Here is a 12,899-nt window from a genome sequence, read left to right as displayed (position 1 = left end):
GGAGGTGGCCGATGACGTCGTACGTACTCTTCTTCACCGTCCTGCTCGCCTGTGCGGTGGAGGCCGTCGAGGCGTTGACGATCGTGCTGGCCGCAGGCACCAGCCGGCACTGGGGCTCGGCCTGGCAGGGCACCGTCGCTGCACTGCTGACCCTGGCGGCGACGGTCGCCGTGCTCGGCCCGGCCGTGGGACAGATCCCGTTGGGCGCGCTGCGCCTGGTCGTCGGCGCGCTGCTGCTGGTCTTCGGCCTGCAGTGGCTGCGCAAGGCGGTCATGCGCGGCTCCGGCTACAAGGCGCTCCACGACGAGGAGAAGGCCTTCACCGAGGAGATCGCCGCAGCAGAAGGCGCGGCTGCCGGTGGACGCGGCCGGGTCAAGGACTGGTACGCGTTCACGCTGTCCTTCAAGGGCGTCTTCCTGGAGGGCCTGGAGGTGGCGTTCATCGTCGTCACCTTCGGCGACAACCAGCACGACATCCCGGTGGCCGTGCTCGGCGCGGTCGTCGCCGTGCTCGCCGTGGTCGCCGCCGGCTTCGCGGTCCGCGCGCCGCTCGCCAAGGTCCCCGAGAACACCATGAAGTTCGCCGTCGGGACGATGCTCACCTCGTTCGGCATGTTCTGGGCGGGCGAGGGCACCGGGGCCCACTGGCCCGGTTCGGACACGGCACTGCTGGTCATCGTCCCCGCCGTGGCCCTGCTGGCCATCGGATACACGGCGCTGCTGCGCCGGGCCCAGGCCAACGACCTGGCGGCTGCCGCCTCGTCCGCGTCCGCTTCCACCCCCGCCGACCCGGCACACCCCGAGGGGAGCCTCACATGAGCGTCATCGCCGCCCTCAAGTCCTTCGGGCAGTTCTGGTACGACTTCATCGTCGGCGACGACTGGCGCGTGGCGCTCGGCGTGGCCGTGGCCCTCGCGGCGACGTGGGGCCTGACGCAGTCCGGCGTGAACGCCTGGTGGCTGCTGCCGATCGCCGTCGCCGGACTGCTCGGCCTGTCACTGGCCCGGGTCGTCAAGGCCGCACGGCAGAAGTAGCGGCGCTGGTCGCGCCGCCCGATGTGAACTCGAAGAGGGGGATGACCGCCTGTCAGCGGCCGTCCCCCTCTTCGGCGTAGACGCGCCCGGCGTACTCGTCCAGCACCTGCGCGCACCGCTCCAGCGCGGCCTCGGCCGCCGCCTTGCCGGCGGCGCCGAGTTCGTCGCGCGCCGAGACCTTGGCGAACCAGTTGCGCAGCTTCACCAGGTCCTCGTCGTTCTCCTCCAACTCGGCGTAGGTGAAGTGCTCGGCCCGGTACTCCTTCTCGATCTGCCCGAGGAAGTCCTCGCAGCGGTCGACGATCTCCTCGTACTCGTCGTTGCGCGCCGCGTTGAACTGGTCCTCCATCTCGGCTCCGCCGCCGAGCACGCCCGCGTCCAACAGCGACGCGGTGCCGCCCATCTCGACGATCTCGTTGCGCAGCAGCCGCAGCGCGCGCTCGGACGGGCCTCCGGCCGGCAGCGCGGCCACCGAGTTCTGCAGGTAGATCGCGCCCAGACCCTTGAGCTTCCGCCACACCCCCGCGCGCAACCGTGTCGGCTCCGCCGGGATCTTGTAGACCAGCACCAACCAACGCAGACTCACGGCCTGCCGCTCCGAGGCGCCCAGCCCCACGATCTTCCTCCCGCACCGATCCACTGCCTGCCGCAACAGTACGTGACCTGACCGCACTCCACGCAGTCCGCGCACTCCACGTGCCCGAGCCCACCCATCATGATCACGCCGACCGATGACGGCCGGTTGCAGTCGGGGTGGCGTACGAACCGTGGGCAGATGAACACGGAGCAGCGGCCCGGCCCTCCCCTACCCTGCGGGCCGCGCGGTGCCGGGCGTGGCCCGCAGGGCGTTCGCGGGGCCGGGCGACACTCAACGGCCCGGCCCCACACCCGCGTTCAGCGCACGACGTTGACCGTGACCGGGTCGGACTCGGCATCCAGCCAGGTCTTGCCGCCCGTGGAACTCTGCACTCCCTCCAGCACTCCGCGCAGTTCCAGCACGCCCTGGTGGCCCGCACGGACCCAGCCGTACCCGACCGCGTTCTGCCGCGTCGGGTCGACGATCCGCCCGCACCACACGGTCTGCCAGGTGCCACTGGTGCCGTAGTGCTCCTGGACGCAGAACCGCTGCCATCCGCTGTTGTCGCTGACGCCGGTGCCGTGCACGGTGAACCACTGCCCGACGTGCTGGGCGTGCGGGCTCGCCTGGAAGTCGATGCTGCTCTTCGCCGACGCGCTGCCGATCCCGGCGACCGCGACGGTTCCCGCCATCGCGCCGACGGTGAGCAGTCGGGCAAAGGTCTGGAACACGATGTACCCCCTCAGGTGATCTCGTTGCTGACATCTGCCCTCACGCCCCGCCCGGCCCACCGGTTGCCCAGTCGTGAGGAGTCCGGCCGTTCAGCGGGGGTGCCCCCACCAGCCTGTCGTGCGCACCCCGACCTGTGACGGCCGCCCCGCAGCGGCTGTCACGCTCCGATGAGCCTGCGGGCGTGGGGCGTCCTAGCCTTGAGGAGTGAAGGGCGTATTCGTCGCGACCGCGACGGCCTGCGTCTTGGCCGCCGCCGCGGCGTGCAGCAGCAGTGGACCCTCCCGGTCCGTGAGCACCCCGACCCGCACGGTGACAGCCACGGTCACCCACCAGGCCGCGCCCGCCCCTGCGCCGGCCACCACCGCGTCCACGTACCCGGCTTCGCCCTCGTCCAGGGCCCCGACGCCGGCACCGAGGGTGACCGTCACCACCACCGCGCCTGCGCCTCACCACCCGGCCGCGCCGTCCTCCACCGCGCGAGCCGCAGCACCCACGGCGCCCCCGGCGCCCACGGTGACCGTCACGACGACAGCGACTCCGCGCCCGCCACCCGCGCCCCCAGCACCTCCGACGTCGACCGCCCCGGCCACGTCCACTCCGGCCACGTCCAGTCCGCCGCTGACCAACGCCTCGGCCGTGGTCGAGCAGTACTACCAGGACCTCACCGACCACGACTACGCCGCCGCCTGGGCCCTCGGCGGCAGGAACATCGCAGGCGAAAGCTACGCGCAGTACGTCGCCGGCTTCGCCGACACCGCGTCGATCAGCCTCGGCACGGTCAGCGACTTCGGCGCCTCCCAGGTCCACGCCGTGCTCTACGCGACCCAGACCGACGGCACGCTCCAGGTCTACGAGGGGACGTACACCGTCACCAACGGCCAGCTGGTGGGCGCGTCCATCCGACGCATCCAGTGACGCGTCAGCTCTCACGACGCCGCACTCCACGCCGCGCGCATCCCGGGCGCCGAGCAGCTCACCTCGGCCACTGACGCTGTTTGTCAGTGGGGCGTCCTAGCGTGGGTGGGGACACAGGATCCGCGACGAGAGACGAGGGCTTCCCATGACCACCCTGCCCGACCGCCCGAACAGCGCTCTGCTGATCATCGACGTCCAGAACGGCGTGGTCGAGCGGGTCCACGACCGTGAGCGTGTGATTGCGAACATCGACACTCTCGTCGGGAAGGCCCGCGCGGAGAACGTGCCGGTGGTCTGGGTGCAGCACTCCGACGGCGACCTCGAGCGCGGCAGCGAGGCCTGGCACTACGTGCCCGAGCTGGTCCGGCTGGCCGAGGAGCCGCTCGTCCACAAGTCCCACGGCGACGCGTTCGAGGAGACCGACCTGGAGGCGCAGCTCGCCGCGCGCGGGGTGGGCCGGCTCGTGGTCACCGGTGCCCAGACGGACGCGTGCGTCCGCTGCACCCTCCACGGGGCCATGGTCCGCGGCTACGACGCCACACTAGTCGGCGACGCCCACACGACCGAGGACCACTCCGCCTACGGCGCCCCCTCCCCGGCCCAGGTGATCGCGCACACCAACCTGTACTGGCAGTACCAGAGCGCTCCCGGTCGCCAGGGCGGGACTGTCGACACGGAGAAGGTCAGCTTCGACTGAGCACATCGGTTGAGCACATCAGCGGCGTCATGGGGCACTCCTGCTGCTGCGCCGAGTCCAGTTGACGCCTGGTCACGGACGCGACGCGGGCGCACGGGGCCGGGCGCGCGGATTCACCCGTCCGAACAGGTGACCTCTCGGCCGGGCAGCCACGTCCAGACGCGTCCACCAGGCAAGAGTGGTTCGCGTACAGCCCGTGCTCCGGGCCTGTGTTCGAGCGGAGGAGACCTCACAGATGCGCGTTCCCGTTCGCCTCGTAGCAGCGCTGCTGCCCCTCGCTGCCCTGATCGCCCCTTGTTCCGCGCAGGCGGTGGCCCACCCGGTGGCCGCCGACCACACCGCGGGCGTCCGCGGCGGGAGCCCGGACTCCGCGGCCCACCGGGTGGCCGACTTCTACGGCGCCTACGTCGACGCCGTCTCCGACGGCACGGACAGCCTCGGCCACGAACTCCGCAGCCACTACCTCACCCGCGACTTCCAGCACCGGCTGACCGTCTGGGAGGAGGCCAACCACGCCGACGGCGTCCTGCGCGCCCAGGACGTGCCGACCCACTGGCAGGTCAGCTACCACGACTCGGGCGCCGGACACCTCTTCACCACGGTCACCCTCACCTGGGGCACCGGCCCCCACGCCACTCACACCAGGCTGGCGGTGCAGAGCGACCTGAGCACCAAGCTGATCTCGGACATCCAGGAGGAAGCCTGATCCCTGGCCCCCGGTGACCTGCTGGTAGCGTGCGGCGGCGTGAACGACAGCGTGAAGGACTCCGTGTACGTGGGTAATGCCGGCGCCGACGCGGCGCTGGACCGTGGTTGGATCCTGGGCCACTTCAAGGAGCCCGGCGATCCGCGCCACAGCGAGGACGTGGAGATCAAGTGGGGCGTCCACCCGGCCGGTGACAAGCGGCTGGAGTGGGTCGAGGGCGAGCACCGGACGGCCCTGCTGGTGCTGATCAGCGGCCGGTTCCGGATGGAGTTCCGCGACCGGAGCGTGGTGCTGGAGCGTCAGGGTGAGTACGTGGTGTGGGGTCGGGGCGTCGACCACTCCTGGGTCGCCGAGGAGGAGTCCGTCGTCATGACGGTCCGGTGGCCGTCCGTCCCCGGCTACGCGGTGCAGCCGCCCACCGAGGAGTAACGACCCGTGCGGCGCGGGTAGCGTGACGGGCATGAATGCCGATCGCACCGGTCAGTTGACAGAGGAACTCCGCTCCGCGGAACGCCGGCTTCAAGCCGCGCAGCTTGCCGCTGACGCCGATGCACTTGATGTGCTGCTCGACGACCGCCTGGTCTTCACCGGGCCCGACGGACGCCTGTACGGCAAGAATGACGACCTGGAGATCCAGAAGAGCGGTCGTCAACGCCTCACGCGCGTCGACGAGGAGGACCTCACGGTCCTGGTCGACGGCGCGACCGGCGTCACCTGGTTCCTCGGCACGCTCGCCGGAGCGCTCGAGGGGCAGGAATTCACCGCGCGCGTGCGCTACACCCGCACCTGGGTCCATACGCCGGGGAACGGCTGGCGCGTCGTCGCCGCTCACGTCAGCCCCGCCTGAGACCGGGCGCTCACCGGGGCCGACGAGGACACCCGCCTGGGCGCCCTCAGCCCGTACCAGCGCACCGCGCTGGCCGCCGCGCTCGCGCGCGTCCCCGCGGACTGAGCTCCGACCTCCCGCTCCCGGCTCCTGACTTCAGACTTCAGACTCCCGACATCTGACCCCTGACGTCCGACTCCGACTGTGCGCTCTCCGGAGGACATCGGTCTTGGCGGCGGCCATCGCGTGGTAGCCATCAGCCACCACGTCCTCGGCCGCCCCAGGAGCACCCGTGCCGGACCACCCGCCCTCCCCTGCCGCGCTCGCCCTCCCGACGACCCGCCGCGCCGTGCTGCGGAGCGCCACGGTCCTGGTGACGGCCGCCGTCGGCCTCCCCCAACTGGCCACCGGTGCCGCGGCTGCAGTCGCGGCACCAGCCACAGCCAACCGCTCGGGCCGCGAGCTGCGCGGCGAGTGGATCGCAACCGTCCGCAACGCCAACTGGCCGTCCCGGCCCGGGCTGACGCCGACCGAGCAGCGGGCGGAGCTCGTCCGACTGTTCGACCACGCCGCCCGGCTCGGGCTGAACTCCGTGTTCGTGCAGGTGCGCCCGACCGCCGACGCCTTCTGGCCGTCGCCGTTCGAGCCGTGGTCGCAGTATCTGACCGGTGTTCAGGGCCAGGACCCCGGCTACGACCCGCTCGGCTTCATGGTCGACGCCGCCCATGCGCGCGGCCTCGCCCTGCACGCGTGGTTCAACCCCTACCGTGTCTCGGTCCATGACGACGTGGGGGCGCTCGTCCCCGACCATCCCGCCCGACGGCACCCCGACTGGGTGGTTCGCTACGGCGGGCAACTCCTCTACAACCCCGGCGTCCCGGCCGCGCGCGCCTTCGTCGAGGACGCGATCCTGGACGCGGTCGCGCGCTACCCGATCGACGGCGTCCACTTCGACGACTACTTCTACCCCTACCCGGACGGCACCACGCCCTTCCCCGACGACGACGCGTTCGCGACGTACGGCCAAGGCTCAGGCTGGACCGACCGCGCCGCCTGGCGGCGCCACAACGTGGACCTGCTGGTGCGTGAGATGCAGGCCCGGGTGCGTGCCGTCCGTCCCGAAGCGGCCTTCGGCGTCAGCCCGTTCGGTACCTGGCGGAACGCCTCGACCGACCCGCGCGGCTCGGCCACCGCAAACCTCCAGTCCTACGACGACCTCAGTGCGGACACCCTTCGCTGGGTCCGCAACGGCTGGGTCGACTACATCGCCCCGCAGCTGTATTGGAGCATCGGCACGCGCGTCGCCGACTACGCGGTGCTGGCCCGGTGGTGGGCGAACGCCGTCGACGGCACAAACGTCCAGCTGTGGATCGGGCAGGGCGTCTTCAGAGTGGGCATCCCCGGCCAGCCCGCCGCCTGGCAGGACCCCGGCGAGTTGTCGCGCCACCTCACGCTCGACGCGAGCCTGCCGCAGATCGACGGCGAACTCCTGTACAGCTGCACGGACGTGATCGCCGACCGGCTCGGCGGCGTCAGCACGCTGGCTGCCGACCACTGGCAACGGCCCGCGCTGCCGCCGGTCCTCCACCGACTCGCCGCAGGCCGACCGCCGCTGCCGCCGCTGGTCGCGGCGGCTCCCGGCTCCGCCACCGGAACGGTCACCCTGACGTTGCGCGCGCGGGCGGAGCACGCCGCCCCGAGCCGCTATGCGATCCGGCTGCAGCGCCAGAACTCGAAGGCCGCCCTCGGCACGCTGGTCGCCGTTCTCCCCGGCGCGCCCTCCGCGTCATGGACCGGACCCGCCGCGGCCGACGGCTGGAGCTACGCGGCGACGTCCGTCGACCGCGCCAACCGGGAGAGCACGCCTGTCTCCGCCGACTGAATCGGACAGCATCGCCCGTCAGCCGACGCTTGCCTCGACCGTCAGACGTCCCTCGCTCAGGACCAGGTGGGTGTCCGCCCAGGCGTACGGCGCCGGGCCCTGGGTGACGATCAGCACCGCACGGTCCGCCGTGCGACGGCGCAGCGCGGCCACGGCCGCGGCGGCGGACTGCGGGTCCAGGCCCGCCGTGGGCTCGTCCAGGATCCAGACCGCGGAGTCGCGCAGGTACGCGCGGGCGAGCGCGAGTCGGCGCAGCTCGCCGCCCGAGAGCTGGGGCTGGAGGGGGTCGAGGACGGTGTCGTAGCCCTGCGGCAGGCGGGACACCGCCTCGTGGAGGCCCGCCTCCCGCGCCGCTGCGGTGATCTGGGCGCGGGTCGCGTCCGGTCGGGCCACGGCGATGTTGTCGCCGACCGGAGCAGGGAGCAGGTCGGTGTGCTGCGGCACCAGGGTGAGTTCGTCGCGCAGGCGCTCGGTGGGGAGTTGGTCCGGTCGGCGGCCGTTCAGCAGCACCTGACCGTCGGTCGCGTCGACGAGCCGGAGAGCGAGGCGTACCAGCGTGGACTTCCCGGACCCGCTCGGCCCGGACACGACGACGGTTCGGCCCGCGCCGAGCACGAGGGACACCTCGCGCAGCGTGTCCTGCTCGGCGCCGGGGTAGCGGACCGAGACGTCGCTGAACTCCAGTGCTGCGGCGGACGCTTCAGGCTCCGCCGCGCCGCCGACGGCACCTACGCCCTCCGCGACCGGCGCGTCCCAGATCTCGGCGACCCGATCCGCGGCAGCGGTGGCGGTGGTGAACAGCAGTGCGGTGCGCCCCAATGACTGCAACGGCGGGTAGAGACACCCGAGGAAGGCCGCGAAGGACATGAGTTGACCGACCGTCATCCGGTGGTGCCCGACCTCCCAGGTGCCGAGACCGATCACGCCCAGCACACAGCCGGCCTCCAGGACCACGACTACCTGGTGGTAGCACTCCTCCAGCCGCACCGCCGCCATGGTGGCCCGCAGCCAGCCGCCCGCCTCGACGTCGAGCCGCTGCTCCTCCTCCCCCCGGCGGCCGAACATCCGACGCAGCGTCCCACCCCGCAGCGACTCCTCGATCACCGCGCTCACCGCACCGTCGGCGGCACGCTGCGCGCGGGCGGCGACCTCCGCGCGGTCCGTCATCACCCGTGCGACCAGCCAGAACACGGGCGCGGCAGTGAGTACGGCCAGAGCCATGTCCCAGCGCAGCCAGAACAGCGCGGCACTGAACAGCACGGCGCTGACCACCGCGGACGCGATGCCGATCGCGCCGGTCACCGCCAGTTCCTCCACGGCAGCGACGTCACCGGTCAGCCGCTCGACGAGGTCGCCGGGGCGGTGGCGCCGGAAGAAGTCGGCCGGAAGCCGCTGCAGGTGCGCGAAGACCCGCGCCCGCAGGCGCAGGATGAACCGCTCCCCGACCCACGCACCCAGACAGTTGCCGCCGAACCCGACCAGCGCGGCAAGGAGGCTGACGGCCAGCCAGACGCCTGCGGGCCCCCAGTACGCCCGCAGCGAGCCCGTCTGCAACGCGCTGTCGGTCAGCTCCCCGAAGAGCAACACCGCCACGGTCTCCGCCAGCGCGGTCACCACCAGCGACACGCTGACCAGCACCAGCCAGCGCCGGTCACCTCGCGTCAACGGCCAGAACCGCACCAGCGCACGGAGCCCGGACGCGTCCGCCTGCGCCGGCTCCGTCGACTCCCCCGACTCCGCCGGCGCATCGCCGTCGTCGTCCACTGCGGACGACCGCCGGCCTGGTAGCGCCTCGACTTCGGCATCCGCCGGAGCGGAGATCCCCGCCTCCTGCGTCGGCGTGGACGTACCCATCCGCCCCACTCCTCTCGAATCCCCACAACTGACCACAACTCATGCCGAAGGGGCGGGTCCGCTGCCCCGTGCCGCGGACCCGCCCCGAAGTGACTCTCGCCGTCTACCGCCTCAGCGGCGACGTTCAGCGGCCGTGACGGCCCCAGCCGTGGCGGCAGTGGTGCCGACGGTCGTGGTGGCGGTCGTGCTTCCAGCCGTGGCGACGGAGGCCCGGGAAACGAAGGCTCATCAGAGTTCTCCTTCTCAAAGATCCTTACTGATTCCAGTTCCAGCACTCGGTGGAGGAACTGAGTAGATCGTGGCAAAACTTCGAGACGAAGGTGGCGTTCTGTTGCTGAGAGACACGTGAGATTACACGGCGTCAGTTCACGTCTGGCACTCAAGAAAATAAGCCGAACGTGGGACGGTGTCCGTCACGCGGACGGAGCAACGAATATCCGACGTACACAAATCGCAGCTGCTCGAGGGCTCCGGTGAGCAGTGCCATGACCGCGCGATCCAGATGAGAAACTCTCACCCGGCGGCGGAGGTCACGACGCGCCGCCCTCGCCGGGCCTGCGGCGTTGGTACTCGTTGTACATGCGCTTGTTCTCCGCCAGCGTCTCGTCGACCGCCCGCTTCACCGGGCTGCCGCCCTCGTCCCGCTCCTCCCGTCGATCATTCGCAACGAAGGATGAAGGGCGCCGCGGTGCTTCCCCGAGCCTCGCCCTGTCGGCCGCAGCCCGGTCCGCTGCAGCCCGGTCCGCCGCAGCCTGCCGCCGCGCCTCCCGCTGCCGCCATTCCTCCCACCGGGCCTCGGTGAGCCACAAGGAGCCACCTCCGGGGAGTCCGGTCCCGAGCAGCAGCGAACGGCTCGCCTCGGACCTGACCGCGCCTTGGCGTTCAAGCTCCGCCAGCACCGCTTCCAACGCGGTGGGCGAGGTGCGCGGCGGGCGGCTTCTGAACCGGCGATATCTGAAGGCGCCGCGCTTCGCGTCGAGAGCCAGCGCGATCGTCCCCGCCGACGTCGGTTTCGTCATGGTCTCCATGACGTCGAGGACTTCCTGCGGTGTCGGGCTGTAGGTCGGTTCTTTCCATCGCTCGCGTCGCCCCATGGAACCCGGCCTCCCCGCTCGTCGCGCTTCCACCCCGTTGGTCGTCGGTCATGTGTACCGACGAGCGCGGAAGCGGCTCCGGTTCTGTACGGATAGGGTCGTGGCCATGAGCGCCTACGAACCGATGCCCTTTCACCTCGAAACCGAGCGGCTGATCCTGGAACTGGGGACCGGGGCGGACGCCGAGGAACTGTGCGCCCTGGTCGGCGAGCGCGAAAGCGACGGAACGACCGTCGAGCGGGCCCGGGCATACATCGAGGAGGCGCGTGTCGAAGCCGCGAAGAACGGCTTCGCACTGCTGCACATCCGTCGACGCGACGAGGGGGACTTCATCGGCTACTGCGGCCTGCTGATCGGCCGTGGCTCCCCCGAAGAGCCCGAGATCGGCTACGAGCTGTTCAAGCGGGTGCACGGGAACGGCTACGCCACCGAGGCGGCCCGCGTCGTCGTGGAGGCCGCGGCGGCGACCGGGCGGCAACGGCTCTGGGCCACCGTGGGCGGCTGGAACGCTCCGTCGTTCCGGGTGCTCGAAAAGGTCGGGTTCGAGCGGGACCACGTCACCCTGGACGAGAAGGGCCGCGATCGGGTGTGGATGACGCGCACGCTACCGTGACGACGTACGTAGGCACGTACCGCGCCTGCATAGCTTCGCGCACGCCCAGGTACCACGCATCGTTCGTCAACCGACGGTGCCGGTGCTCGGGGACCGCCTGCGCCAGGCGCCGAACCCTCGCCGTATCCCCGCCCAACTCTTGGTGTTCACAAGGACGTTGAAGATGAGGAACAGTCACATCCGGACACCGGTGTGACCTGCGTCGCCCCTTCGTGCACCTTCTGAGGTGATCTTGTGAAGGTCTGCGGCCGATTGCATAACGATGCTGCCCCACGCGGGGGCCCGATCTTGTTCACGCGCAGGTCCGGGCCCTAGGTTCCCGCCATGTCCAGCTCTCCGTTGATCAGCTTCGTCCTGCCTGCGCACGACTCGCGCAAAAGCCTGGAGCCCTGCCTGCAGTCCCTCCTGGGCCAGTCGTTCCAGGACCTGGAGGTCATCGTCGTCGCGGACGCGTCGCCCGAGTGCCCGGTCGACCTGATCGAGGACCTCGCACGGACCGACCGACGCGTCACCGTCGTGCGGCTGGACGAGGTCGCGAGCATCGGCCGGATCCGGAACGCGGGCGTCGCCCGTGCAACCGGGCAGTACGTGGGTTTCCTCGACACCGACCTCATCGTCTGGGGCGGCGCCGTTCAGGCGATGGCGGACCGGCTGGCGAGCTCTCCGGGGCTGAAGATGCTGCTCTTCGACCACAACCGGCTGCACCTCGGCAAATCCTGGCCCGGCGCCGCCTCCGACCTGCTGGCCCGTCAGGGGCGCGCCCCCTTCCGCCTCACCAACCAGCCGGAGCTGTTCGGCACCGCCGCGCACTGCTGGGACAAGCTGTTCCGTCGCGAGTTCTGGAACGAACAGGCACTCAGCTTCCCGGACGGGCTGCACGAGGAGATCCCGGTCGTGTACCGGGCCATGCTCGCCGCCGGCAGCGCCGCCGTGCTGCAGTGGGACTGCGTGCAGATCCGGCGCAGGCACACGCAGCACCCGGCCGGATCGCCGGGCGGCACGCAGTTCGACGTCTTCGAGCGGTACGAGGAGACGTTCGGCATGCTGGACGACGGCCTCCGGGCGACCGTGGCACCGCACCTGTTCACCCGGATGATCCGTCACTACCTCTTCCTGCTCGCCCTGGCCGACTGCATCCCCACCGACGAGCGGCAGGCGTTCTTCCAGAAGGCCAGTGAGCATTACCAGCGCTACCAGCCGAGCGGCTACGAGCGCCCGAAGGGCAAGGAGGGCGTCAGGTTCCAGCTGATGGCCAACGGCGCCTACGGCGCGTTCCAGGGTGCCAAGCTGCCGATGCTGGTCCGCGGCGTACTGGGCCGCTCCTGACGCCGCGGGCCCGGCCTGACCCACACGACAGCCCCTAGGCGCCTATGCGGGTGAGGACTTCGGCGGTGGTCCCCGTCTCGCCGAGGCGGGGGAAGATCACCGTCGCCGAGTTCTCGTGCGCGGCGGCGTCGAGGTCGGTCATGGCGTCGAGGGGCAGCGTCACGTGGAAGCCGTGCTCGTGGGCCTGTCGGGCGGTGGACTCGACACCGATGGCAGTGGAGACACCGCAGACGACGACCTGGGTGACGCCGAGTTCCTTGAGGTGTTCCGCCAGGTCGGTGTTGTGGAACGCGCCCCAGGTGTACTTGGTGACGGTCTTGTCGCCGGGCTGCCGGTTGAGTTCCGGAAGCAGGTCGGTCCAACCGTCGGGGAGCGCCGCGGCCGAGGCCTCGAAGCCCTGCTCGGTGCGGCCCGGGGAACCGCCGGCGACGTTGACGAGGACGACGGGGAGCTTCTTGGCCCGGAAGGCGTCGGCGAGCTTGACGGCGTTCGCCAGGACGGCGTCGAACGGGTGGACCGTCGGCAGGTGAGGCGCGACGGCCTGGAGGTCGACGACGATGAGGGCCGTGTCGGGGTCGATGGTGGTGATGGGCATGGGTGTCTCCTTGGATCAGTTGATGTGGTGTTGCGCGGTCGGTGCCGGG

The 12,899-nt window shown here is 71.0% G+C and carries 15 protein-coding genes and 1 pseudogene; 10 read left to right on the top strand and 6 right to left on the bottom strand.

The features are described 5' to 3' along the window. The first annotated feature begins 11 nt into the window (after positions 1-11). Both ABH928_RS14105 and ABH928_RS14100 read left to right on the top strand, forming a co-directional pair. Positions 12-818, top strand: a complete 807-nt coding sequence (locus tag ABH928_RS14105; protein ID WP_370065951.1) for a COG4280 domain-containing protein — start codon at positions 12-14, stop codon at positions 816-818. Next, positions 815-1,033 (top strand): hypothetical protein, encoded by a 219-nt coding sequence (locus ABH928_RS14100; RefSeq protein WP_370065949.1) that lies wholly within the window; start codon positions 815-817, stop codon positions 1,031-1,033. Before ABH928_RS14105 ends, ABH928_RS14100 begins: the two co-directional genes overlap by 4 nt. 52 nt (positions 1,034-1,085) lie before the next feature. On the opposite strand, the gene ABH928_RS14095 is transcribed toward ABH928_RS14100, so the two are convergent. The 3 genes from ABH928_RS14095 to ABH928_RS14085 form a co-directional block, all read right to left on the bottom strand. Beyond that, entirely contained in the window at positions 1,086-1,619 is a 534-nt protein-coding gene (locus tag ABH928_RS14095) for a Chromate resistance protein ChrB (protein WP_370065947.1), read from the bottom strand. 308 nt (positions 1,620-1,927) lie between these two features. Further along, a complete protein-coding gene (locus ABH928_RS14090; protein ID WP_370065945.1) occupies positions 1,928-2,341 on the bottom strand; it encodes a hypothetical protein in 414 nt (137 codons plus the stop codon). Positions 2,342-2,533: 192 nt separating this feature from the next. Further along, complete coding sequence (locus ABH928_RS14085; protein WP_370065943.1) at positions 2,534-2,770, bottom strand: hypothetical protein; 237 nt, start codon at positions 2,768-2,770, stop codon at positions 2,534-2,536. Positions 2,771-2,855: 85 nt separating this feature from the next. Here ABH928_RS14085 and ABH928_RS14080 point away from each other — a divergent pair, with 85 nt between their 5' ends. The 6 genes and pseudogenes from ABH928_RS14080 to ABH928_RS14055 form a co-directional block, all read left to right on the top strand. Then, positions 2,856-3,257, top strand: a complete 402-nt coding sequence (locus ABH928_RS14080; protein WP_370065941.1) for a hypothetical protein — start codon at positions 2,856-2,858, stop codon at positions 3,255-3,257. A 145-nt stretch (positions 3,258-3,402) separates the two neighbouring features. Next, on the top strand, positions 3,403-3,954 hold the full coding sequence (locus ABH928_RS14075) for an isochorismatase family protein (protein ID WP_370065939.1): 552 nt from the start codon (positions 3,403-3,405) through the stop codon (positions 3,952-3,954). Positions 3,955-4,189: 235 nt separating this feature from the next. Next, positions 4,190-4,660: a hypothetical protein gene (locus ABH928_RS14070; RefSeq protein WP_370065937.1), complete on the top strand. Its 471-nt coding sequence runs from the start codon at positions 4,190-4,192 to the stop codon at positions 4,658-4,660. 51 nt (positions 4,661-4,711) lie between these two features. Beyond that, complete coding sequence (locus tag ABH928_RS14065; RefSeq protein WP_370066100.1) at positions 4,712-5,089, top strand: signal peptidase I; 378 nt, start codon at positions 4,712-4,714, stop codon at positions 5,087-5,089. Between the two features lie 31 nt (positions 5,090-5,120). After that, positions 5,121-5,507, top strand: a complete 387-nt coding sequence (locus tag ABH928_RS14060; RefSeq protein WP_370065936.1) for a nuclear transport factor 2 family protein — start codon at positions 5,121-5,123, stop codon at positions 5,505-5,507. A 349-nt stretch (positions 5,508-5,856) separates the two neighbouring features. Further along, positions 5,857-7,065, top strand: a pseudogene (locus ABH928_RS14055) (glycoside hydrolase family 10 protein); the annotation flags it as partial. Between the two features lie 321 nt (positions 7,066-7,386). Here ABH928_RS14055 and ABH928_RS14050 read toward each other — a convergent pair. Continuing rightward, positions 7,387-9,222, bottom strand: a complete 1,836-nt coding sequence (locus tag ABH928_RS14050; RefSeq protein ID WP_370065934.1) for an ABC transporter ATP-binding protein — start codon at positions 9,220-9,222, stop codon at positions 7,387-7,389. 530 nt (positions 9,223-9,752) lie between these two features. After that, positions 9,753-10,316 carry a hypothetical protein gene (locus ABH928_RS14045; protein WP_370065932.1) on the bottom strand — a complete coding sequence of 188 codons (564 nt, stop codon included), beginning with the start codon at positions 10,314-10,316 and terminating at the stop codon, positions 9,753-9,755. 106 nt (positions 10,317-10,422) lie between these two features. Between ABH928_RS14045 and ABH928_RS14040 the strand changes: the two genes are divergently transcribed. Continuing rightward, positions 10,423-10,929, top strand: coding sequence for a GNAT family N-acetyltransferase (locus ABH928_RS14040; RefSeq protein ID WP_370065930.1), 507 nt, complete (start codon positions 10,423-10,425; stop codon positions 10,927-10,929). Between the two features lie 324 nt (positions 10,930-11,253). Continuing rightward, positions 11,254-12,255: a glycosyltransferase family 2 protein gene (locus ABH928_RS14035; RefSeq protein ID WP_370065928.1), complete on the top strand. Its 1,002-nt coding sequence runs from the start codon at positions 11,254-11,256 to the stop codon at positions 12,253-12,255. A 34-nt stretch (positions 12,256-12,289) separates the two neighbouring features. On the opposite strand, the gene ABH928_RS14030 is transcribed toward ABH928_RS14035, so the two are convergent. Further along, positions 12,290-12,850 carry an isochorismatase family protein gene (locus ABH928_RS14030; RefSeq protein ID WP_370065926.1) on the bottom strand — a complete coding sequence of 187 codons (561 nt, stop codon included), beginning with the start codon at positions 12,848-12,850 and terminating at the stop codon, positions 12,290-12,292. Positions 12,851-12,899 lie beyond the last annotated feature (49 nt).

It is taken from the genome of Streptacidiphilus sp. MAP5-3 (assembly GCF_041262505.1).
Lineage (GTDB): Bacteria > Actinomycetota > Actinomycetes > Streptomycetales > Streptomycetaceae > Streptacidiphilus.
This window is presented reverse-complemented; position numbering and strand designations above follow the sequence as displayed.